Below are 21,688 nucleotides of genomic sequence, written 5' to 3'. Positions count from 1 at the left end.
GGACCGGCCTTTCCCAGGTGGGCGATACTGGGTTCGAACCAGTGACCCCTTCGGTGTGAACGAAGTGCTCTCCCACTGAGCTAATCGCCCGGGAACGCACCGAACAATACAGGTCCCGGCGGCTTTCCTTCAAACCCGATTCAAACGCCGTTCAGGCCCGGTGCAGGTACCGGAGCAGGCCACGCCTCCCGCTGCGCATCATCAGCGCGTGGTTGAGCAGGAACACCGGCCGCCCGGGCACGGCGAGGCGTCGCATCAGCGGGCGCCGCACGTCCACCTCCTGCTCGTACACGGCACGCGCACCGCCGTTGAAGGCGCCGATCGTCCAGCGCGCCCAGCCGTCGAGATCGCCGGTGGCCGCCACTTCCAGCACCCCCGCCGCCGGATCGTGCACCTGCTCCCGGACGGTCACGACCAAGTCGTAGGGCAGGAAGGAGCGGATGCGGACGAAGCCGCTGCGCTCGTCGTGGCGCGCGGTCTCGCGGACCTGCGGCCACCACGACGGATAGTCCTCGACGCGTTCGAGGGCGGCGAAGACGGCGTCCGGGTTCGCGGGCAGGTCCCAGACACTGCGGAAGCGGTAGTGGCACCAGTCCATGGTCGTCAGTGTGCCGGGTCGCACCGGTACTCAGGCCGATCTGAGTAGGCCGGCTCATGTCCGGCGGCATGACCGGGACCACACTCGGCAGCATGACGACCTTCCCGCCACCGGCCGAGGAACTCCGGATCCTCGACCACGAGCTGGCCCGACTCGACGCCCGCCGCGCCCAGTTGCTCCACCGCCGGGCCTGGCTGCTCGGCGCGCTGCGGGCACAGGCCGCCGGTCCCACCCCGCCGCGTCCGCCGTTCGCCGCTCCCCCGCACGCACAGCCCACGCCGGGCACGCCGCCCAACGTGCAGAACGTGCTGCTCACGCTCGGCGGAATCCTGCTGACGATCGCCGCGATCGCGTTCACGGTGGTCAGCTGGGGCCACTTGGGGATCGGCGGCCGTTCGGCGGTGCTCGGCGCGGTGACGGTTGCCGCGCTCGGTGTCCCGGCGCTGCTGCTGCGCCGCGGCCTGCGGTCGACGGCGGAGACGGTTGCCGCGCTCGGCCTCGCGCTGATGGTCCTCGACGCGTACGCGCTCCACCGCGTGGCACTTCCTGAGGCCGACGCCGTGGGCTACGCGGCGGCGGCATCCGCCGTCCTGGCCGGCCTGTGGGTTGCGTACGGCCTGGTCATGAGCGATCTGCGGCTGCCGCTACCGGTGGCCGTCGCAGCGGCTCAACTTCCGCTCCTCCTGTGGGGCCTGGCGGACGGCGCGGGTCCGCGCACGCTGATCGCCGTGCTGCTGGTCACGGCCGCCGGGGACACCTTCGTCGCGCTGTGGGCGCGGCCGCTGCCGGTGCGCGTCGTGGCGTTCGCCGGTGCCGTGGCCCTGGGCGGCTGGGGCACGGCGAGCGCGGCGGGTCTCTCCGTCACGGCGCAGGGGCCGGACGCCGCGGCGCGGGCCGGGGTGCTGCTGTTGCTTGCCACCGCGATCGCGCTGCACGCGGCCTGGCGGGCCGGTCGTGCCGACTTGTCGACCTGGTGCGGCGCGCTGGCCGGCCTCTCCGGTGTGGCGGCGGTCGGCGGCGTACTGCGGACGGTCCTCGACCCGTCATGGCTCGTCCCCGGCTATCTCCTGTGCGGCATCGCGGTGTTGGCCCTGGCCCTCACCGCACTGCCGCGTCCGCTTCGCCCCGGCCTGGTCTGCGCCGCGGGTGCGGTGACGGGCGCGGCACTGCTGTGGGCGCTGCCCACGGCCGCCATGTCCCTGCTGGAACCGACCACTTGGCTCGGCCAGGTCTGGTCCGGCTCCCCGGAACTCACGCACGCCGAGGTGGCGGGCGTCCCCGGCCTCGCGGTCCCGGTCACCCTGCTCACCGTCGCGGGCACCCTGCTCGCCGCACACCGCCTGATCCCACCGGGCCCGGCCTGGCGCACACCGGCCGCCTGCGGGGCGCTGGCCCTGCTCTGGTCGTCCGCGACCACGCTGCCCGCGTCCCTCCAACTCCCGTACGCGGCCGGGCTGTCCCTCCACCTGACGCTCGCCGCGCTCGCCCTCGCGGCAGCCGTCCGGCTGTCCGGCACTGCCCAGTCCGGCACCGCGCTGGCCTGCGGCCTGGCATCCACGCTGACCGCGTCCTGCCTCGCCCTCGCCACCCGCCCGGCGACCTTCGCGGTGTTCGGCGTCCTGCTGGCCGCGTACGCGGGAGCCGCATGGCTGTACGCCGAGGGCGCACGCCGCGCCGTACCGGCCTGCGTCGCCGTGGGCTACGCCACCGCGCTCGCCGTGGCGGTGCCCGCGGCCCTCGAACTCCCGGCCCACGGGATCGCGTTGACCGTCCTGGCGGTCCCCGCCGCGACGGCCCTGCTCGGCGCGCGCCTGACGGGCCGCGCCGCGGGCCTGCCGGTCGAGCTGTCCGGCGCCGCGGCCGCGGCGCTCGCCATCGGTCTCGCGGGCCTCGACGCCCCGATGCTCGCCCTGGTCCTGGCCCTGGTCGGGGTCATCGCGGCGGGAACGGCCCTGCGCCCCGAGCGGCGCCAGGTCATGTACGTCTCCGGCGCCCTGTTCGTGGCCGCCTCCTGGGTCCGGCTCGCGGCCTGGGACATCGGCAGCCCGGAGGCGTACACCCTCCCCGTGACCGTCCCCGCCCTGTTCATCGGCGCACTGCGCAGGCGCCGGGCCCCGGAGACCTCCTCCTGGACGGCCTACGCCCCAGGGCTCGCGGCAACGCTCCTGCCGAGCTTGCTCGCCGCCTGGGGCGACACGCACTGGCTCCGTCCGCTCCTGCTGGGCGCGGCCGCCCTGCTGCTCACGCTGGCCGGGTCCCACCACCGGCTGCAGGCCCCGCTGGCGCTCGGCTCCGCGGTGCTCGCCCTGGACGCGCTGCACGAGCTGGCGCCGTACGTGGTGCAGGTGGTCGGGGCGCTGCCGCGGTGGCTGCCGATGGCGCTGGCCGGCCTGTTGCTGCTCGCCGTGGGGGCGACGTACGAGCAGCGTCTGCGCGATGCCCGCAGGATGCGGGACGTGCTGGGGCGCATGCACTGAGCCGTCGTATCGCCCTCAACGCCGGACCCGGAAACGACGAAGGTCCGTGAGACTCGGAGTCTCACGGACCTTCGCTTCAGGGTGGGCGATACTGGGTTCGAACCAGTGACCCCTTCGGTGTGAACGAAGTGCTCTCCCACTGAGCTAATCGCCCCTGCGGCACGGAGAACATTACCGCATGTCAGTGGGTGCCCCCGACCAGCCTCCCCCAGGTCAGCCGCCCATCGGCCGACGTGTCTCGACGAGTCGTCACTCGTCGATCTTCCACGGCATCACGATGCCGAACTTCCACACGTAGACACCGACCAGAGCGGCGACGATCACCAGACCGATGGTGGTCAGGATGATGTTCCGGCGGCGCACCCGCGGATCCAGGGCCCGCTGCGTCGCCTCGGTCACCTTGCGCTTGGTCCAGCGCAGCACCAGCTGCGCCCAGACGAACTCGGTCGCCCAGATCGCCATGCCACCGAAGATCACGAGCCAGCCCGGCCCCGGCAACGGCAGCATGACGATGCCCGCGCCCACCACCGCGAAGCCGACTATGAAGACGCCGACCTGCCAGCTCAGGTGGAGGGCCCTGCGCGCCTGGATGAACTCCGGCGCCCGCGAACCGAGCTCCGCATCGACCTTCTCGATCTTCGTTTCCGATTCCGACGGCTCAGCCGCTGCGACGGCCTCATTCCGCTCGTCACTCCCCGTATTCATACGGCCTGACATTACCGGAGAGAAACGGTTCACCGGAATGGACGCACGCCCAAAGCGCACAGTCGGCCGTATGAGCGACATAAACTCCCCCAAATCCCTCAGAGGGGTTTACAACGGCACCGTAGGTGGCATGTCGATTTCGCCGACGTGCGAATCCCCGAGCGCACACTGAGCGAAAGGCCCTGGCGCTTATGAACACCACGGTCAGCTGCGAGCTGCACCTGCGCCTCGTTGTGTCGAGCGAGTCCTCACTGCCTGTACCCGCAGGACTGCGGTATGACACGGCCGATCCCTATGCCGTGCACGCAACCTTCCACACCGGAGCGGAGGAGACCGTCGAGTGGGTTTTCGCCCGCGATCTCCTCGCCGAAGGCCTGCACCGGCCTACCGGCACCGGTGACGTCCGTGTCTGGCCGTCCCGCAGTCACGGTCAGGGCGTCGTATGCATCGCCCTGAGCTCCCCGGAGGGCGAAGCCCTGCTCGAAGCCCCGGCGCGGGCCCTGGAGTCCTTCCTGAAGCGGACGGACGCCGCCGTGCCACCCGGCACCGAGCACCGTCACTTCGACCTCGATACGGAGCTGTCGCACATCCTGGCCGAAAGCTGAGCGAGGTCGGCCGACCCGAGAACAGCCCGACGCCGTCCGACTCGGGGCGACGGCGCGGGCCATGACAGCGGCTCAATGAGCGCTGGAGAACGGCACAACAACTGCTGGACCAATCGCATACAGTCACCGGCGCCGTCGCCGCAGGGTCCATTCTGCGGGGACGGCGCCGGTGCGTGCGCGGGGCGAGCGGCTAGCATCGGGCCCCAGAGGCGGGCGCAGGCCCGCCGGGCGAACGCCCGACCGACCGTCGTCCGGCCAGGGAGCAAATCGTGCTGATCACCCATGACACCCGGTGCGCGCTGGACGCCGTGGTCGATCTGGTGAACTCCGCGGCGGACGCCGACAAGGCGGACGGCCTTGCCGACGTCGCGGGTCTGCGGGAGTTCGTGCTGCGGAACGACATCAGCGACGTGGGCGTGCTGTCGGAGCACGACCTGCCGGCGGTGCGCCGGGTGCGCGGGCTGTTCGCCGAAGTCTTCGCGGCCGCGGAGCCGCGGGCGGCCGCACAGTTGATCAATGAGCTGGTGGCGGCGGCCGGCACGACACCGCGGCTCACCGATCACGACGGCTACGACTGGCATGTGCACTACTTCGCACCGGGCGCCTCCGTCGCGGACCACCTGGCGGCCGACTGCGGAATGGCGCTGGCCTTCTTCGTGGTCGCCGGTGAGCAGGAGCGGCTGCGGCGGTGTGAGGCGCCGGACTGCCGGCGGGCCTTCGTCGATCTCTCGCGCAATCGCTCCCGGCGCTACTGCGACAGCCGGACCTGCGGAAACCGGCTGCACGTGGCGGCCTACCGGGCCCGCCGCAAGGAAGCCACACGCTGATCCTGCCCCGTCCCGAGAGCAGGGCACGGGTTGGGCACGCAATGCACGGGATTCAGCGAACTCCCGCCGATAGTGGGCGTGTTGGTCGCTGGCGATGGCCCGGCTGCGTCATCATCGCCCCGAGATGCAGGACACTTCACCGGGGCAGGCCCCCGCACCCACGGCCGCGCCCACCACGCCCACGACGCCCGAACCGCGCGGCTGCCTCTTCGCGCTCTCCCAACCACCCCTGATGATCTTCCTCGGGGTGATCGGCTGTCTGCTGCTCGCGGCAGCCGTGCACGATCTTCTGCTGCTGTGAGCGGGACCTTGCCGACCTGCCCTCGTACCGGGGCGGCCTAGATTCCGTGCTTCTTCAGGATGGCTTCGATGTCGGAAAAGTCCTCCGAGGGCGCGGCTGCCTTCGGCCTTGCCGCCGTCGGCGAGGGCGAGCGGCCCGCGCCCAAGGACGGCGCGGACGCGGTAGGGGCGACCGCCTCGCGCTGAGCCGCCCGGGCCTCCTTGCGCTCCTTGCGGGTGCCGCCCGTGCGTCGCTCCACGGCCCGACTGGTCATGAAGAGCACCCAAGCGATCCCGAGCACTCCGAAGCCCACCCAGGTGCTGGGCTTGAAGACCAGGTCCGTGACCCACTCGACCACGCCCGTCATGACGAGACCGACCGGGACGAGGGAGTACGCCGCGATGCGCGTCGCGGCCAAGAAGCGCTTGCGGTAGGCGGTGATCGCGGCGATGCCCAGGCCCGCCGCGGACACAGCGGAACAGACGGTCTCGGCAAGCATCCGGTCCTCCAGCGGTGGGGTGCCTCGGGGAATACGTCCCTTCCATCCTGCACCGTCCGGGCGGCCCGCGGCCACGATCCGGTGCGACCTCAGGGAGAAGTCCGGGTTCGGCTCCTCCCCAGGTCCGGGTTGGGACCGGGCCCCGGCGGCTGGGAGACTGGGCCCATGAGCGACTCCACCCCCTCAGGCCCTGCCCGCCCCGTCGTCCTCGACATCTGGTGCGAGCTCCAGTGCCCCGACTGCCGCACCGCCCTGGACGACGTACGCGCGCTGCGCGCCCGGTACGGCGACCGGATCGAGCCGCGGCTGCGGCACTTCCCCCTCGAGAAGCACAAGCACTCCTTCGCCGCCGCACAGGCCGCAGAGGAGGCCGCCGAGCAGGGGCAGGGCTGGCCGTTCGTGGAGGCCGTGCTCGGGCGCGTGGAAGAACTCGACAAGCAGGGCGAGCCGTTCCTGGTCGATACGGCCCGCGCGCTCGGCCTGGACGCCGAGGAGTTCGACACCGCCCTGATCGACGGCCGGCACATCCTGATCGTGGACGCCGACCACGCCGAGGGCAAGGCGATCGGCGTCACCGGCACGCCGACCTACGTCATCGACGGCGAGCGCCTTGACGGCGGCAAGAGCCAGGACGGTCTGCGCGAGCGCATCGAGCAGATCGCGGACCGGCTGCTCGCCGAACAGGGCTGAGCTCAGGACTTCAGGAAGCCCGGCGCTTCAGAGCAGCGACTTGTACAGGAAGTACGTCACCGGCCGGTAGCCGAGCGACTCGTACAGGCGCAGCGCCGGAGTGTTCCCGGCGAAGACGTTGAGGCCGATCCGGTCCGCGCCCCCCGTGCGGGCCTCGGTCTCGGCGAGGAGCATCAGGGTGCGGCCGTGGCCCCGGCCCCGGTGTTCCTCGCCGACGAGCACGTCGTACACGTACGCACCGTCGTCCCGCATCGACACCCACAGCGTGCCCACGGCCGCGCCGGCGTGCTCGAGGACACGGAACACGACTCCCGGCGTCCGCAGCCCGTTGGGCAGTGAACTCGCATGGTCCGCCTCGGACTTGGCGTGCGCCTCGGCCTCCGGGACGCCTCGCTCGATCCAGTCCTGGGCGTACGCGACCTTCCCTTGTGCCAGCCAGGTCGCGTACTCCGGCTCGGTCATCGGCCGTCCCACGCTGCCCGGAGGCAGGGACGGCGGCCGCTCGCCGAGGGGCTTGGCCATGTGGCGGTTGCGCTCGACGTAGCCGAGCGCCGTGCCGAGGGACAGCGCGGCCGTGGCGTCCGCGGGCACGGCCACTTCGACCCGCTTGCAGCCCCAGCCGCGCAGGACCTCCTCGGCGGCGAGCGCGGCGACGGTCCCCCGGCCGCGCCTGCGGTCGGGCTCGTCGATGGCCAGCGTGCGGATCTGGCCGACCGTCGGGCCGAACACGGGATGCGTGGCGAGCACGGTGGTGCCGACGGGGCGGCTGTTCACGCACACCTGGTAGGGGCGGGAGCGCACCTCGCCCGCTTCGCGCTGTATCGGCCCGGTCGGCCGCAGGGTCGTCGTCATCACGGGCTTTCTACCCGCTGCGGGGCGTCCCGTCATCCTGATTGGGGGCCCGGAAGCACGGGTTACGGGTCGATGTCCGCGGCGGCACGCTCCTCGAAGGTCCGCATGGCCTTCGTGGTGACCGGGCCGGGCGTGCCCGGCAGTTCGCGGGAGTCGACGCGGTGCACGGGCTGGATGTCGCGCAGCGAGGACGTCACGAAGACCTCTTCGGCGCGGTCGAGCACGTCGAGCGGCAGGTCCGTCTCGTGGGCGCCCGTCCATTCCACGGTGAGCGCGCGGGTGATGCCCGCGAGGCAGCCGGAGGCGAGCGGCGGCGTGTGCAGTTCGCCGTCGAGCACGACGAAGACGTTGGAGCCCGTGCCCTCGCACAGCTGCCCCACGGTGTTGCCGAACAGGGCCTCACTGGCGCCCCGTTCGCGGGCACGGGCGAGCGCGACGACGTTCTCCGCGTACGACGTGGTCTTGAGGCCGGCGATCGCGCTGCGCTCGTTGCGCGTCCAGGGCACGGTGATCACGGCCGTGCTGTCCGGCCGCCGCGTCGCCTCGCCGAGCGCGACGATCAGCGTGGGCGGCGCCTCGCCGCGGTCCGAGCCGAGCGGCGAGAGGCCGCCGGTGAGGGTGATGCGCAGGCGGCCGTACGCGAGCGGGTTGGCCTCGAGCACGGCGGCGCAGGCCCGGCGGATCTCGTCCAGGTCCGGTTCGGGCAGGCCGAGGCCGCGCGCCGAGCGGGTCAGACGGTCGAGGTGGCGGGTGAGCGCGAAGGGGCTGCCGTCGACCGCCTTGAGCGTCTCGAAGAGCCCGTCACCCACCGTCAGGCCGTGGTCGAAGACGGAGACCCGGGCCGCGTCCTCGTCCCGCAGCCCGCCATTGAGCCAGATCTTCACGTGCCGTTCCCTCTCGTCGGGTCGTACGTCCCCGACGCTACCGCGAGCAGCCGGGCCGCCTTGAGCTCGGTCTCCTGCCACTCCCGCTCGGGGTCCGAGCCCCAGGTGATGCCCGCGCCGGTGCCGAACCGCAAGGCGCCCGCGTCCCGGTCGATCCAGAACGTACGAATGCCCACGGCCAGCTCCGCAGCCCCCCGGTCCGCGTCGACCCAGCCGATGCCGCCGCAGTACGGACCGCGCGGCGCCGTCTCCAGCGCCTCGATGATCCTGAGCGCGCTGGACTTAGGGGCGCCGGTGACGGACCCGGGCGGGAACGTCGCGGCAAGGAGTTCGGGCCAGCCGGCGCCGTCGGCGAGCTCGCCGCGCACCGTGGACACGAGGTGGACCAGGCCGGGGTGCTTCTCCACCACGCAGAGGTCGGGCACGGTCACGGATCCGGTGGCGCAGACCCGGCCGAGGTCGTTGCGGACCAGGTCCACGATCATCACGTTCTCGGCGTGGTCCTTGTCCAGGAGATCCGCCTCGGTCCGCCCGGTCCCCTTGATCGGCCCCGACTCGACGACCCGCCCGTCGCGGCGGAGGAACAGCTCCGGCGAGGCCGTGGCGATCTCCACGCCGTGGCCCGGCAGCCGGATGGTCCCCGCGTAGGGAGCGGGGTTGCCGCGGGCGAGCAGCGCCGTCAGGGCGTCCACGTCGGCGCCTTCGCCGATGGGCGCGGACAGCACCCGGCAGAGGTTGGCCTGGTAGACCTCGCCGGCCGCGATGTGCTCGCGGATCCGTCGTACGCCCGAGGTGTACGCGGTGTGGTCGAGCGATGTCGTCCAGTCATGCTGCGCAGGTCCGCGCCACTGCCCGGGCGTGGGCTCGGGAACCGGGGCCTTGCGTACGTCGCCGAAGCGGGCGCAGACGAGGCGGCCCTCGAAGTCCGCCGTGACCGCCCAGAAGCCGGTGGAGTCCAGGGCGGCGGGATCGCTGGTGACATCGCACAGATCGGTGGCGACGAGGCCGCCGAAGCGCGCCATGGGAGCTAGGTCGTGCACGGCTGTGAGTCTATGGCCGGTGTCAGGAGGCCGCCCTGGGCCGGTGTCAGCTCAGCACGCTGCGTAAACGCGTTTTTGTGCTGGCCCCGGAATCCGCTAGAGTTCAACACGTCGCCGGGACGCGGAAGCGGGCCGGACGGACAAGCGGACGTAGCTCAGTTGGTAGAGCGCAACCTTGCCAAGGTTGAGGTCGCCAGTTCGAACCTGGTCGTCCGCTCAGGATGTGGGGGATCTTCCCGAACCCCTACGCTCCTGGTGGAGTGGCCGAGAGGCGAGGCAACGGCCTGCAAAGCCGTCTACACGGGTTCAAATCCCGTCTCCACCTCCAAGCGCGATTAGCTCAGCGGGAGAGCGCTTCCCTGACACGGAAGAGGTCACTGGTTCAATCCCAGTATCGCGCACGCAAGACAACTGAAGATCTGGTCCGCAAGGATCCCCGCGCGATTAGCTCAGCGGGAGAGCGCTTCCCTGACACGGAAGAGGTCACTGGTTCAATCCCAGTATCGCGCACGCAGTTCGCACCACCGCAGTACCGGAGTTCGCACTTCGATCCCCGCGCGATTAGCTCAGCGGGAGAGCGCTTCCCTGACACGGAAGAGGTCACTGGTTCAATCCCAGTATCGCGCACCAGCACTGAAGCCCCCGGCCTTTCGGCCGGGGGCTTCTGCGTGCTCAGGCGAGCGGCTCAGGAGGAGAAAAGCATCCGGCCGAAGCTCTTCTGCCGGTGGCCGTGGCCATAGTGGCCGCCGCCGTGCTGCGGCGAGCCCCAGGCGGGGGCCGGGGCGGCCGGGTAGGCCTGCGGGGCCGGGGCGGCAGGGTACGCCTGCGGGCCGGGCGGCGGCGGGGCCTGCTGCTGCCACTGCCCCTCGAGCCGGGTCAGCGACTCGAGCTCGCCGTAGTCCAGGAATATCCCTCGGCAGCCGCTGCACTGCTCGATCTGGACGCCGTTGCGGTTGTACGTCTGCATCGGTGCTCGGCACTTGGGACACTGCATCTTCGGCTCAACTCCTCGCCGGTCGGTACGCCTTCACCGGGATCTGTGCCCGGCTTCGTTCCCTCGCACCCTACTTGGGGGCACCGGGCGCCAACTGCGGTGGGAGTGCCGCAATACGGTCACAGGCGTGCACCACGGCCAGCTCCACGTCGTCCAGCTCACGGGACTCGGCCCGGGACTTGGCGATCGCGAGGGCCGCGGTCTGTACGGTCAGCGCCTGCGCGGCGGTGTCGAGGGCCGGCCAGGGGTCCCCGTCGGCGGGCACCGCGGGGCCGCCGGCCGCGCGGTACGCGCCGAGGAAGCGGGTCCAGGCGTCCGGGTCGAGGAGGCCCGCCGCGTACCAGGCGGCGGGGCGGGCCAGGTCCCAGGCCGGGGCGCCGAGGCCCAGGTCGTCCACGTCGATCAGGAGCCAGGCTCCGCCGGGGGTCGGGTGGCGAACCAGCTGGCCCAGGTGGAGGTCGCCGTGGCACAGGGTGGTGGCGTGCGGCATCGGGGCCTCGGCGCGGGCCCAGGCCGGCAGCGTCGACCAGGCCCCCTCGACGGGGGCGGCGGCGGGGTGCGGGCCCGCCTTGCGCATGCGCGCGACGGCGAGGGCCGCCTTGACGGGGCCGCGCATCTGCGGGACGGGGCCGGGGAGTTGGGCGGTGGGCGTGCGGTGCAGTCGGGCCAGGAGGGTGGCGGCCTGCTCCCAGGGGGCCTCGTCGGGTGCCTCGGGGTCGACGGGGGTGCCGTGCGGCCAGAACGAGACGGCGCGGCCGTGCAGTTCCGCCCCCGGGATCGCGAGCGGAGGCAGCAGGATGCCCGCCAGGGCGGGGTGCGCGGCGACCGCCGTACGCACAGCCAGCTCCGACCGGTCCGCGTCGGGGGCGTGCGCCTTGGCGACGATGTCCCCGTGCCGGACGACGGTGCCGTCGTGCCGGTCGGCGAGGACGGTGGCGCCCGCGCAGTCGCAGGACTTCGCCCCGCGATGCACCACGCCCCGGGCACTCGCGCTGAGTCCCTCCAGGACCGTCGTGGTCACGGCTCCCCCTGCGGTCGTACGTCACTGAAACTCCCGCTGAGCCTACCGTCGGGGCCAATTCAGCCCGTCCGGCGTTTGAGGACAGAGGCCGAAGGCCGATTCGGGGGTCCGGGGCCGGAGCCCCCGTTGCGCTCCGGTGGGCGAACCCCACCTGACGGCGGGGCCAGGACATGGCAATGCCCGCGCAGCGAAACCGCTGCGCGGGCATTTCTTGCCGTCCGCCGCACCCCCGTCCCCACGGGGTTTCATGGCCGGATGTCCCCGCCCGGACCGCTCTTCCGGGCCTGGGGTCGCCGCTCAGCGCCCCAGCATCACGCCCACGGACGACGCTTGTGCGACCACCGCGTCCCAGCCGCCGAAGACGACCACGAGCAGAGCCGCCAGGGGAAGAACCATGATCGTCGCCACCAGTGGGTGTCGCCGGGTGCCGGACGGGCGGCCGCCGAACGCGGCGTATGCCTTGCGTCCCTGCGTGCGGATCATCGTCCGCGATGCCGTGTCGGCCATGGTCCCTCTCCTGTCGTGTTGGCAAGCGGCGGGTGTCTGACCTCGGGGGACGAGTGCTGCACCCGCCGCTTGACTTCAAATCTAGGGGTCGGCGGCTCCCCCGGCGTCATGCCTTCGTACTGAATGCCGGGCCTCCCGCAGGATGACCCCCACCCCTATGACGTACTCCCCTGGGTGGAGAGGAAGACCTAGGTCTTGGGGTCTTCCCGGAGGGGTCGCTGTGCTGCGACCTCAGAAGCGTCCTCCCGCGGCACCGGTTGCTCCACCAGCGCGAGCACCCGGGTCGCCATGAACCGTGCCGTGCGCACCACGGAGCCACTGCGGGTGACTTCGCTCACTTCGACCACCCCCCTGCGCACCGCCGTCTCCACCCGGCGGCCCGCCCTGCTTGCCACCACCTCGTACGTACGCGTCGTGTCACCTGCGTCCACGACTATCTCCACGCGGTCACCCTTCATGAACCCAATCCCCCTTCTACGGCGGACCGTTGAGGACCCCAACACCCTCAAAAGCCCTGCGTCCCCGGTCTTCTGACCACTCTTCAATTCTCCCACCCGGCACTGACAATCGATCGGCCGCCGAAGGCGCGGCCTATGCACGCGCACGAGCACGGAAACGTAAGCTGTGGCTCGTCAATCGGTCAGGGCAACAGGGCGACAGGAAACGGGATGGCGATGATGCGGCTCCGGCGCGAGGACCCGCGTGTCGTCGGCTCGTTCAGGCTGCACAGACGGCTGGGCGCCGGTGGTATGGGCGTGGTCTATCTGGGCTCCGACCGGCGCGGGCAGCGGGTCGCGCTCAAAGTGATCCGGCCGGATCTGGCGGAGGATCAGGAGTTCCGGTCGCGGTTCGCCCGTGAGGTGTCGGCCGCGCGCAGGATTCGCGGCGGATGCACCGCCCGGCTCGTCGCCGCCGATCTCGAGGCGGACCGGCCGTGGTTCGCGACGCAATACGTTCCCGGGCCCTCGCTGCACGACAAGGTGGCGGAGGAAGGCCCGTTGACCGCGGCCGAGGTGGCGGCGGTCGGCTCGGCGCTCTCCGAAGGACTGGTCGCCGTGCACGAGGCCGGTGTCGTACACCGTGACCTGAAGCCGTCGAACATCCTTCTGTCGCCCAAGGGTCCGCGCATCATCGACTTCGGCATCGCCTGGGCGACCGGTGCCAGCACGCTCACGCACGTGGGCACGGCGGTCGGCTCACCCGGCTTCCTCGCGCCGGAGCAGGTGCGGGGCGCGGCGGTCACTCCCGCCACGGATGTGTTCTCGCTGGGGGCGACGCTCGCGTACGCCGCGATGGGTGACTCGCCCTTCGGGCACGGCAGTTCCGAGGTCATGCTCTATCGCGTGGTGCACGAGGAGGCGCAGCTGCACGGGGTGCCGGACGCGCTGGCGCCGCTGGTGCGGGCCTGCCTGGCGAAGACGCCCGAGGACCGGCCCAGCACCCTTCAACTCTCCCAGCGGCTCAAGGAGATCGCGGCCAGGGAGGCGCAGGGCCTGACCGACGCCCGGCCGCCCGCGCCCCGCCGCGAGCAGCCGCAGGAGCGGAACACCGAGCGCTCCGACGACTACGCGGCGCAGCGCACCCGGCGGGCCCAGTCGCCCACTCCGCCGCCGTCCCGCCCCAGTGCCTCAGGTACGTCCCGCCCCAGCGCCTCGCGCCCCGGGCAGCGCCCGCCGGCGCCCAGGAACACCGGCCGCTCGGGCAGCCGTCCCGCGCCGCGCTCCACCAACGGCCGCCCTGCTCCGCGTACGACCGGTACCGGGCGGCGCATCCCTGCCAATCCGCGGCTATTGCGGCAGCGGCTGATCGTCTTCGTCGTGGTGACGCTGCTCGTGGCGCTGGGGATCGCGGCGGCGCAGGGCTGCCAGGGACCGGCGAAGGGGCTCGGGCGGCTGACCTCGGGGCAGGGAGTGCACGAGGTGTCCGGCTCCGGCGAGCCCGGCAACGTATCCGGATGAACGTATCCGAACAGCGGTGTACGCGGCCGGGCCACGGGCCGCTTCAGGACTGCGGTCGGCCTGCCGTCACCGCGTAGAACGCGACCGCTGCCGCGGCACCCACATTGAGCGAGTCGACGCCGTGCGCCATCGGGATGCGCACCCATTCGTCGGCGGCGACCAGCGCCTGCGTGGACAGGCCGTCGCCCTCCGCGCCGAGCATCAGGGCCACCCGGTCCATGCGGTGCGGGGCCATCTCGTCGAGGGTCGAGGCCTTCTCGTCCGGGGTGAGGGCGAGCAGTTTGAAGCCCGCCTCGCGGACCGTCTCCAGGCTCTTGGGCCAGGATTCGAGACGCGCGTACGGGACGGAGAAGACCGCGCCCATGGAGACCTTCACCGAGCGGCGGTAGAGCGGGTCGGCGCAGTCCGGGGAGAGCAGGACCGCGTCCATGCCGAGGGCGGCTGCGGAGCGGAAGATCGCGCCGATGTTGGTGTGGTCGTTGACCGATTCCATGACCACGACCCGGCGGGCCGTGGTGAGGAGGTCGTCGGCCGAGGGCAGCGGCTTGCGCTGCATGGAGGCGAGCGCGCCCCGGTGCACGTGGTAGCCGGTGACCTTCTCGGCCAGGTCCGGGCTGACCGCGTACACGGGGGCGGGGAGCTCGTCGATGACGTCCCGCATCACGTCGACCCACTTGGCCGAGAGCAGCATGGAACGCATCTCGTAACCGGCGTCCTTGGCGCGTCTGATCACCTTCTCGCCCTCGGCGATGAAGAGTCCTTCGGCGGGTTCGCGCTTGCGTCGCAGTTCTACGTCGGTCAGGCCGGTGTAGTCGCGCAGGCGCGGGTCGTCGGGGTCGTCGACAGTGATGAGATCAGCCACAGGGTGATACTGCCTTGTCCTGGGTGCGGTGCCAACGGCTCGGCGGGGATTGAGTTACCGCTGGTTACGGAGGTGCGGGCGGGGGTCAGGCCGTGGCTTCGGGGTCGGCCTGCGAGGTGGGGCCCACTTCCACCACGTCGCCGATGACGATCACCGCCGGGGGGCGGACCTCTTCCTTCGTGACGGTTTCGGCGACCGTGGCGAGGGTGGCATCGACGCGGCGCTGGGTCGCGGTGGTGCCTTCCTGGACGAGGGCGACCGGGGTGTCGGGGCTCTTGCCGCCCTCGATGAGCTTGGCGGCGATCGCGCCGATCTTGTCGACACCCATCAGGACGACGAGCGTGCCGCGGCCCTTGGCGAGGGCCGACCAGTCGACGAGGGAGCGTTCGTCGTCGGGGGCCACGTGACCGCTGACGACCGTGAACTCGTGGGCCACGCCTCGGTGCGTGACCGGGATGCCTGCGGCGCCCGGCACGCTGATCGAGCTGGAGATGCCGGGCACGACCGTGCAGGGGATGCCCGCCTCGGCGAGCGCCTGGGCCTCCTCCATGCCGCGGCCGAAGACGAACGGGTCGCCGCCCTTGAGGCGGACCACCGACTTGCCCGCCTTGGCGTGCTCGATCAGGGCGTTGTTGATCGCTTCCTGGGCCATGAAGCGGCCGTACGGGATCTTCGCGGCATCGATCACCTCGACGTGCGGCGGGAGTTCGGCGAGCAGGTCGCGCGGGCCGAGGCGGTCGGCGATGACCACGTCGGCCTCGGCGAGCAGGCGGCGGCCGCGGACGGTGATCAGGTCGGGGTCGCCGGGGCCGCCGCCGACCAGGGCGACGCCGGGGTTGCGGGTGCGGTGGTGCGGGGCGACCAGCGTGCCGTCGCGCAGGCCCTCGACGACCGCGTCGCGGATGGCGGCGGTGCGGCGGGGGTCGCGGCCTCGCACGTCCGTGGTGAGGACGGCGACGGTTACCCCCTCGCTGTGGCCGGTTGCCGGGGTGAGGGCGGTTGCCGCGTCGGCGTCGTCGGAGCGGACGCACCAGACGCGGTGCGCCTCCGCTTCCGCGCTGGCCGCCTCGTTGGCCTCGTGGTCGCTGGTCGCGATCAGGGCGTACCAGGCCTGGCCCAGGTCCCCTTGGGCGTACGCCCGCTTCTCCCAGCGGATCTCGCCGGTGTCCGCCATCGCCTCGACCGAGGGTGTCGCCGTCGGGGAGATCATCGTGATGTCGGCGCCCGCTGCGATCAGTGCCGGGAGGCGGCGCTGGGCCACCTGGCCGCCGCCGAGGACTACTACGCGGCGGCCGGTGAGGCGGAGGCCTACGGGGTACGCGGGGTGCTGGGCCATGAGCGGGGCTCCTCGTGCGGGAGGCGTGCGCCGCTGCGGCGGTGGAGCGGCTCTTTGACGTGGGGCTTTGGGGTGTTGTGGTGCGGGTACAGGGTACGGCGCGGGGTGGGGATCTTTCCCCACCCCGCCCCTTCCCGAAAGTCCTGCGGACGGCCTGGGGCTTCGCCCCCAGACCTCCGGATCGGCCTTCGGCCTCTGTCCTCAGACGCCGGACGGGCTGATTTGGCAGCCCTACTTCTCGGTGACGCCCGCCGAGTCGAACGTCGCCACCTCGTGCATCGCCCTCGCCGCCGACTGCACCACCGGAAGCGCGAGCAGCGCGCCCGTGCCCTCGCCGAGGCGGAGGTCCAGGTCGACCAGAGGGCGCAGGCCCAGCTTGTTCAGGGCTGCGACGTGGCCCGGCTCCGCGCTGCGGTGGCCCGCGATGCAGGCCGCGAGGACCTCCGGGGCGATGGCGCGGGCGACCAGGGCCGCCGCGCCGGCGCTGACGCCGTCCAGGATGACCGGGGTGCGCAGGGAGGCGCCGCCGAGCAACAGGCCGACCAGGGCGGCGTGTTCGAGGCCGCCGATCGCCGCGAGGACGCCGATGGGGTCGGCCGGGTCGGGCTGGTGCAGGTCCAGGGCGCGGCGTACGACGTCGGTCTTGCGGGCCAGCGTCTCGTCGTTGATGCCCGTGCCGCGGCCGGTCACCTCGGCCGGGTCGGCGCCCGTGAAGACCGAGATCAGGGCGGCGGACGCGGTGGTGTTCGCGATGCCCATCTCGCCGGTGAGCAGCGCCTTGTTGCCCGCCGCGACCAGGTCGCGCGCGGTGTCGATGCCGACCTCGATGGCTGCCTTGACCTCCTCGCGGGTGAGCGCGGGGCCGGTCGTCATGTCGGCGGTGCCCGCGCGGACCTTGCGGGGCAGCAGGCCCGGCGTGGCCGGGAGGTCGGAGGCCACGCCCACGTCGATCACGCAGACCTCGGCGCCGACCTGGTTGGCGAAGGCGTTGCAGACCGCGCCGCCGCCGAGGAAGTTGGCGACCATCTGGCCGGTGACCTCCTGCGGCCAGGGCGTGACGCCCTGGGCGTGCACGCCGTGGTCGCCCGCGAAGATCGCCACTGCGGCGGGCTCCGGGATCGGGGGCGGGCACATCCGGGAGAGGCCGGACAGCTGCGCGGAAATGATCTCCAGCATGCCGAGCGCACCGGCCGGCTTGGTCATGCGCTTCTGGCGCTCCCAGGCCTCACCGAGCGCCTTGGCGTCCAGCGGGCGGATGTTGGAGACCGTCTCGGCGAGCAGGTCGTGCGGGTCCTCGCCGGGCAGCGCGCGGCGGCCGTACGTCTCCTCGTGGACGACCCACGACAGCGGGCGGCGCTTGGACCAGCCGGCCGACATCAGTTCGGGCTCGTCCGGGAACTCGTCGACGTAGCCGACGCAGAGGTAGGCGACCACTTCGAGGTGGTCGGGGAGGTCGAGGGTGCGGACCATTTCGCGCTCGTCGAAGAACGACACCCAGCCGACGCCCAGGCCCTCGGCGCGGGCCGCGAGCCAGAGGTTCTCGACGGCGAGCGCGGAGGAATACGGGGCCATCTGCGGCTGCGTGTGCCGGCCGAGGGTGTGCCGGCCGCCGCGGGTCGGGTCCGCCGTCACCACGATGTTCACCGGGGTGTCGAGGATGGCCTCGATCTTCAGTTCCTTGAACTGCTTGGCGCGGCCCTTGGGCAGCGACTTGGCGTACGCATCGCGCTGGCGCATGGCCAGTTCGTGCATCGTGCGCCGGGTCTCGGCCGAGCGGATGACCACGAAGTCCCAGGGCTGCGAGTGCCCCACGGACGGCGCCGTGTGGGCCGCCTCCAGGACGCGGAGCAGCACCTCGTGCGGGATGGGGTCGCTGCGGAAGCCGTTGCGGATGTCGCGGCGCTCACGCATCACGCGCAGCACGGCTTCGCGCTCGGCCTCGTCGTAACCGGGGGCGGGGCTGCCTGCGGATTCGGGCGTCTCGGAGGAGGGGGTGACGGTGCTGATGGGGGTGGTGCCTTCGGTGGTCTCGGGGTCTTCGGCGGTGTCGGTCGTGGCGGTGGGCCCGGTCGCGGCGATGGGGTCGGTCGCGGCCGTGGGGTCGGTGGCCTCGAAGGTTTCGGGCTCATCGCTCTCGCCCTCGGCGACGGGCTCGATGTGCGCGGGCTCCGGCTCGGCCTCGGCCTCGTCGGCGATCTGCGCGGGCTCGCCGCCGTCCCGGGGCGCGGGCACGGTGGCGGCCGGTTCGTCGCTCTGCTCGATCGGCTGTACGGGCTGGTCAGTCGCCGGTACGGGATCGGGCGCGGCCTCGTCCGCCGCTTCGGCCTGCACTGCGGCTTCGGGGGCGAGCAGGGTGCCGGACGCGGGGGTGGTCTGCGCCGCCTCGGGCTCCGGGGCCGGGTCGGCCGCGGGGACCGGCTCCGGCGCCTCGGCGGGACCCTCCTCGGGGGTGGCGGCCGCGGCCAGGCGCAGGGCGTGCGGAGGTGTCGGGGCGAGGTGCGGCGTCGACGGCACCGTGCCCTCGACCGGCACGAACTGGCCCATCGGCTGCGGGTCCTGCGCTTCGAGGGCCGGGGCCGGGAACGCCTCGGCGGGGGGCACGGACAGCGGGATCGGCTCGGCGAAGGCGTCGGCGTCGACCTCAGCTTCCGCTTCGGCCGGTCGGGGGCCCTCGGGCTGCGGCGCGCCCGTGAGGAGGGGCTGCTGCGGGGTGCCGAGGTCCTCGGGGAGGCCGGGGAACCGGGGGCCTCCGTGCGAGGCGTCCGGGACGAGCGGCTGCGCGGCGTCCTGGTCCTGCGCACCGGACGGGACCTGCTCGGGCTCCGGTGACTGCGGCACGTAGGACGCCTCGACCGGGGTGTGCCCCGAGGTGTCCGGCGCGAGCACCAAGTGAGGCGCGGGCTCCGGGTACTGAGAGACAGGTGTGGCGTCCGGGGCGGGTGTGGCCAGCGCGACGTCGGGGACGTGCGGGGCCTGCGGGACCCCTGGGACGACCGTTTCTGCAGCCGGGACCATGGAGCCGGGCGCGGACTGCTGCGAGGGCTGAGATGCCTGCGGCGACTGCGGTGTCCACGGGGTGGCGCCCTGCGGCGGGATCTCGCCGAGCTGCGGTCCGGGCAGTCCGGCGCTGTCGTCGCGCGGGATGTCCAGGTATTCGGGGCCGGTGGTGGGCGGACCGGGCCTGCGCATCGGGATCGGGGTCGGCGGAGTGCCCGCGGGGCCACGGTCGGCCAGCGAACGGACCGGGCTCGCGGCGACACCGGACGCCGGCGGGCCCATGTGCAGGGGGCGCCTGGCCGGAGTGATGCCGGGCTGCTGAACGGCCTGCGCGGGGGTGACGTGCGGGGCGGGCGACGGGCCCGGGACGCGGACGCCGCCGAGGTCGACCGATCCGCTGTCACGGCCTGCGGCCTCGTGCGGTCCCGGCTCGAGCGGGCCGTGCCCGAGGACAGCCGAGGACGCCGACGCGGCGTGCTGTGCGGCGGCGTCGTACTGCATCGCCTGCACCGGCTCCGGAGCGGACTGCGCCGAGGGGTCGTAGGAGAAACTCGAAGACGCAATCGGCGCCACCGGTGACTGCATGACCGGCTGCCCCGGTGCGGCGAAGCCCTGCTGCCCGACCACCTGGCCGGGCAGGAGCGGCTGGCCGTCGGTCCAGGCGCCCTGGGCGCCCGGCATGAGGAGGAGGTCGTCGTCATCGGCGGGCGTGCCCGCCGGGTCGGAGAAGGTGTACGCACCCGGGGCGGGAAGGCCCGGCTGCTCCACCGTGCCCGCGTCCTGAGGCAGTCCCTCACCCGGGACTTGGCCGGTGTCGGTCATGCGTACCCCTCGCCCATCGGTCGTGCTCTCCTTCGGCCGGCTCGCCCGGGGCGGCACGTCGACAACCCGCCCACCCCATGGACAAGAACGAGCGCGCGTGCCGCGCGGCACGGAACCGACTGTCGACAATGCGCCAAAACGTCAAAACCATTGTCTCGGCCGGACCACCGCCGTGGTGGAAGATCCGCCACGGCCCGCTGTGGACTGCGCCACGTCGCGCGTCCTCCGATCCCTGCCGTACCACACACACCCCAAACCGGGCGTGTTTTCCGGACATTGACGTACGAAGCGACGAACGCCCGGGAGCAGTACAACGATCGGCCAGCTTACCGCCCGCCGTGGCGCCGCAAGGTCATGGGGCCCGAAACGGCCCGCCCGTCGCCCGGCCACCACCCCTCATCGAGGCGCTTCGCGCCGCCCCTGCAGATCTGCGGTGATGAGAAATGCCACGGCGCGCTCCCGTTCCGTCCACGCGCGCGTGTCGAGTTCCACGGTCTGCAACAGGGCGCATTCGACGGCGTATCCGTGCTCGGTCAGGTCGCGGCCGATCAGCTCGGCCTCGTCGCGGGTCGAGGCGTGCGTCACGATGCGCTCGGGCCTGCGGTCCGCGACGGCCGAGACGACCGCGGCGCCGCCGAGCCCGACCCGTACGACGTCGGGTTCGGGCAGGTCTTCGAGTACGTGCGGGGCGGTGCCCCGCAGGATCTCCAGCTGGACGCCGAAGCGGTTGGCGGTGCTCGCGGTGCGCTCGCAGGCGGCCGGGTCGCGGTCGACGGCGATCACGGCCGCGCCGGACCGGGCCGCCTCGGTGGCGAAGGCGCCGCTGCCGCAGCCGATGTCCCAGACCAGGTCGCCCACGCGGGGGCCCAGGTGGGCGAGTTGGGCGGCGCGCAGCCGGTTGTTCTCGCCCTCGCCGAGCTCGCCGCCGTACGCCGCGGCGGGCAGGGCCCAGCCCCGGGGGCGACTGCCTGCGGGGTCGCGGCCCGCGATCCAGCCGGTGTCCTGGGTGACCGGGCCGCCGATGACGATGACTACGTTCGGGTCGCGCCAACTGTGGTCAGCGGCCTTGTCGGAGGTGAGGACGGTGACGCGTTCGCGGTCGGTGCCGAGTTCCTCGCAGATCACGAAGGTGCGGTGGACGTTGCCGAGGAGGAGGGCCAGTTCGGCGGGCCCGGCTCCCGGTGACGTGAGCACGGCGACCTTGGTGTGGGCGCGGCAGACGTTGACCGCGCGGCGCAGCGTGCGGCGGTGGGCCACGACGATCTGGGCGTCGTCCCAGGGCATTCCGGCGCGGGCGAAGGCCTGGGCGACGGCGGAGACGGCCGGGACGACTTCGACCTCGAGGCCGTGTTCGGGGGCGCGGAGGATGCGTACGACTCCGAAGAAGCCCGGGTCGCCGTCGGCCAGGACGACGGCCGTGCCGCGGTGTCCGGCGATGCGGCGGGCGGCGAGGGAGACGCTGCCGAGCCTGATCCGCTCGGCGCCGGCCGGGACCTCGGGGAGCGTCAGGTGGTGGGCCGCCCCGGCGACGAGCGTCGCGGCGCCGAGGGCGGAGCGGGCCGCCGCGGTCAGGGGTGAGCCGTCCCAGCCGATCACCGTGACGCGGTCGGCCATCGTCGTCAGTCTCCCGGGGGTTCTCGCAGGTAGTCGGTGGGGTCAGGGCCCGGCGCTGCGGGCATCTGGAGCGTACCTGGTGGAACGGAGAAGGGGCCGAGGGGTTCCCCACGGACGGCC

20 protein-coding genes and 7 tRNA genes are annotated in these 21,688 nt (G+C 72.6%); 11 read left to right on the top strand and 16 right to left on the bottom strand.

Features of this window, described 5'->3' with window-relative positions:
* Positions 1-18 precede the first annotated feature (18 nt).
* Together OG430_RS39315 and OG430_RS39310 are read right to left on the bottom strand one after the other, a co-directional pair.
* Positions 19-90, bottom strand: a tRNA-Val gene (locus tag OG430_RS39315).
* A 61-nt stretch (positions 91-151) separates the two neighbouring features.
* Positions 152-598 (bottom strand): SRPBCC family protein, encoded by a 447-nt coding sequence (locus tag OG430_RS39310; protein ID WP_327357433.1) that lies wholly within the window; start codon positions 596-598, stop codon positions 152-154.
* 92 nt (positions 599-690) lie between these two features.
* On the opposite strand from OG430_RS39310, the gene OG430_RS39305 reads away from it, so the two are divergent.
* Complete coding sequence (locus OG430_RS39305; RefSeq protein WP_327357432.1) at positions 691-3,075, top strand: SCO7613 C-terminal domain-containing membrane protein; 2,385 nt, start codon at positions 691-693, stop codon at positions 3,073-3,075.
* Between the two features lie 82 nt (positions 3,076-3,157).
* On the opposite strand, the gene OG430_RS39300 is transcribed toward OG430_RS39305, so the two are convergent.
* Together OG430_RS39300 and OG430_RS39295 are read right to left on the bottom strand one after the other, a co-directional pair.
* Positions 3,158-3,229 (bottom strand) — tRNA-Val (locus OG430_RS39300).
* Between the two features lie 95 nt (positions 3,230-3,324).
* Entirely contained in the window at positions 3,325-3,780 is a 456-nt protein-coding gene (locus tag OG430_RS39295; RefSeq protein WP_327357431.1) for a TIGR02611 family protein, read from the bottom strand.
* A gap of 191 nt (positions 3,781-3,971) precedes the next feature.
* Here OG430_RS39295 and OG430_RS39290 point away from each other — a divergent pair, with 191 nt between their 5' ends.
* The 3 genes from OG430_RS39290 (at position 3,972) to OG430_RS39280 (ending at position 5,513) form a co-directional block, all read left to right on the top strand.
* Positions 3,972-4,385, top strand: coding sequence for an SsgA family sporulation/cell division regulator (locus OG430_RS39290; protein WP_003959770.1), 414 nt, complete (start codon positions 3,972-3,974; stop codon positions 4,383-4,385).
* 269 nt (positions 4,386-4,654) lie between these two features.
* Positions 4,655-5,212: a CGNR zinc finger domain-containing protein gene (locus OG430_RS39285; protein WP_327357430.1), complete on the top strand. Its 558-nt coding sequence runs from the start codon at positions 4,655-4,657 to the stop codon at positions 5,210-5,212.
* A gap of 124 nt (positions 5,213-5,336) precedes the next feature.
* Complete coding sequence (locus OG430_RS39280) at positions 5,337-5,513, top strand: hypothetical protein (protein WP_327357429.1); 177 nt, start codon at positions 5,337-5,339, stop codon at positions 5,511-5,513.
* Between the two features lie 37 nt (positions 5,514-5,550).
* Here the strand turns inward: OG430_RS39280 and OG430_RS39275 are convergent, their stop codons facing one another.
* Positions 5,551-5,991 (bottom strand): hypothetical protein, encoded by a 441-nt coding sequence (locus OG430_RS39275; protein WP_327357428.1) that lies wholly within the window; start codon positions 5,989-5,991, stop codon positions 5,551-5,553.
* A gap of 165 nt (positions 5,992-6,156) precedes the next feature.
* On the opposite strand from OG430_RS39275, the gene OG430_RS39270 reads away from it, so the two are divergent.
* The gene (locus tag OG430_RS39270) at positions 6,157-6,681 is read left to right on the top strand and encodes a DsbA family protein (RefSeq protein WP_327357427.1); all 525 of its coding nucleotides are present in this window, start codon (positions 6,157-6,159) and stop codon (positions 6,679-6,681) included.
* A 27-nt stretch (positions 6,682-6,708) separates the two neighbouring features.
* Here the strand turns inward: OG430_RS39270 and OG430_RS39265 are convergent, their stop codons facing one another.
* The 3 genes from OG430_RS39265 to OG430_RS39255 form a co-directional block, all read right to left on the bottom strand.
* Entirely contained in the window at positions 6,709-7,533 is an 825-nt protein-coding gene (locus tag OG430_RS39265; protein ID WP_327357426.1) for a GNAT family N-acetyltransferase, read from the bottom strand.
* A gap of 62 nt (positions 7,534-7,595) precedes the next feature.
* Positions 7,596-8,417, bottom strand: a complete 822-nt coding sequence (locus tag OG430_RS39260; RefSeq protein ID WP_327357425.1) for an aminotransferase class IV — start codon at positions 8,415-8,417, stop codon at positions 7,596-7,598.
* Positions 8,414-9,457: a chorismate-binding protein gene (locus OG430_RS39255; RefSeq protein WP_327357424.1), complete on the bottom strand. Its 1,044-nt coding sequence runs from the start codon at positions 9,455-9,457 to the stop codon at positions 8,414-8,416. The genes OG430_RS39260 and OG430_RS39255 overlap by 4 nt, the downstream gene beginning before the upstream one ends.
* 144 nt (positions 9,458-9,601) lie before the next feature.
* Between OG430_RS39255 and OG430_RS39250 the strand changes: the two genes are divergently transcribed.
* From OG430_RS39250 to OG430_RS39230, 5 genes are all read left to right on the top strand, one after another.
* Positions 9,602-9,674: transfer RNA gene (locus OG430_RS39250), tRNA-Gly, on the top strand.
* Positions 9,675-9,711: 37 nt separating this feature from the next.
* Positions 9,712-9,785: transfer RNA gene (locus OG430_RS39245), tRNA-Cys, on the top strand.
* A 1-nt stretch (position 9,786) separates the two neighbouring features.
* Positions 9,787-9,858: transfer RNA gene (locus OG430_RS39240), tRNA-Val, on the top strand.
* 37 nt (positions 9,859-9,895) lie between these two features.
* Positions 9,896-9,967: transfer RNA gene (locus OG430_RS39235), tRNA-Val, on the top strand.
* Between the two features lie 45 nt (positions 9,968-10,012).
* Positions 10,013-10,087 (top strand) — tRNA-Val (locus OG430_RS39230).
* Between the two features lie 55 nt (positions 10,088-10,142).
* Here OG430_RS39230 and OG430_RS39225 read toward each other — a convergent pair.
* The 4 genes from OG430_RS39225 to OG430_RS39210 form a co-directional block, all read right to left on the bottom strand.
* A complete protein-coding gene (locus OG430_RS39225; RefSeq protein WP_327357423.1) occupies positions 10,143-10,451 on the bottom strand; it encodes a TFIIB-type zinc ribbon-containing protein in 309 nt (102 codons plus the stop codon).
* Positions 10,452-10,521: 70 nt separating this feature from the next.
* Complete coding sequence (locus OG430_RS39220; protein ID WP_442816641.1) at positions 10,522-11,472, bottom strand: phosphotransferase family protein; 951 nt, start codon at positions 11,470-11,472, stop codon at positions 10,522-10,524.
* Between the two features lie 297 nt (positions 11,473-11,769).
* Positions 11,770-11,979, bottom strand: coding sequence for a hypothetical protein (locus tag OG430_RS39215; protein ID WP_327357422.1), 210 nt, complete (start codon positions 11,977-11,979; stop codon positions 11,770-11,772).
* A 188-nt stretch (positions 11,980-12,167) separates the two neighbouring features.
* Positions 12,168-12,437 (bottom strand): hypothetical protein, encoded by a 270-nt coding sequence (locus OG430_RS39210; RefSeq protein ID WP_327357421.1) that lies wholly within the window; start codon positions 12,435-12,437, stop codon positions 12,168-12,170.
* A 210-nt stretch (positions 12,438-12,647) separates the two neighbouring features.
* Here OG430_RS39210 and OG430_RS39205 point away from each other — a divergent pair, with 210 nt between their 5' ends.
* Positions 12,648-13,937, top strand: a complete 1,290-nt coding sequence (locus OG430_RS39205) for a serine/threonine-protein kinase (protein ID WP_327357420.1) — start codon at positions 12,648-12,650, stop codon at positions 13,935-13,937.
* A 43-nt stretch (positions 13,938-13,980) separates the two neighbouring features.
* Here OG430_RS39205 and OG430_RS39200 read toward each other — a convergent pair whose 3' ends face one another.
* The 4 genes from OG430_RS39200 to cbiE all read right to left on the bottom strand — a co-directional run bounded on the left by OG430_RS39200 (position 13,981) and on the right by cbiE (position 21,568).
* Positions 13,981-14,799, bottom strand: coding sequence for a TrmH family RNA methyltransferase (locus OG430_RS39200; RefSeq protein WP_327357419.1), 819 nt, complete (start codon positions 14,797-14,799; stop codon positions 13,981-13,983).
* Between the two features lie 85 nt (positions 14,800-14,884).
* Positions 14,885-16,135 carry a uroporphyrinogen-III C-methyltransferase gene (cobA, locus tag OG430_RS39195; RefSeq protein WP_327357418.1) on the bottom strand — a complete coding sequence of 417 codons (1,251 nt, stop codon included), beginning with the start codon at positions 16,133-16,135 and terminating at the stop codon, positions 14,885-14,887.
* Positions 16,136-16,366: 231 nt separating this feature from the next.
* A complete protein-coding gene (gene cobT / locus OG430_RS39190; RefSeq protein WP_327357417.1) occupies positions 16,367-19,954 on the bottom strand; it encodes a nicotinate-nucleotide--dimethylbenzimidazole phosphoribosyltransferase in 3,588 nt (1,195 codons plus the stop codon).
* 396 nt (positions 19,955-20,350) lie between these two features.
* On the bottom strand, positions 20,351-21,568 hold the full coding sequence (gene cbiE, locus OG430_RS39185; RefSeq protein ID WP_327357416.1) for a precorrin-6y C5,15-methyltransferase (decarboxylating) subunit CbiE: 1,218 nt from the start codon (positions 21,566-21,568) through the stop codon (positions 20,351-20,353).
* Between the last annotated feature and the right edge of the window lie 120 nt (positions 21,569-21,688).

Source organism: Streptomyces sp. NBC_01304, from assembly GCF_035975855.1.
Taxonomy (GTDB): domain Bacteria; phylum Actinomycetota; class Actinomycetes; order Streptomycetales; family Streptomycetaceae; genus Streptomyces.
Note: the sequence above shows the minus strand (reverse complement) of the source record. Positions and strands in the feature narration are given on the sequence as shown.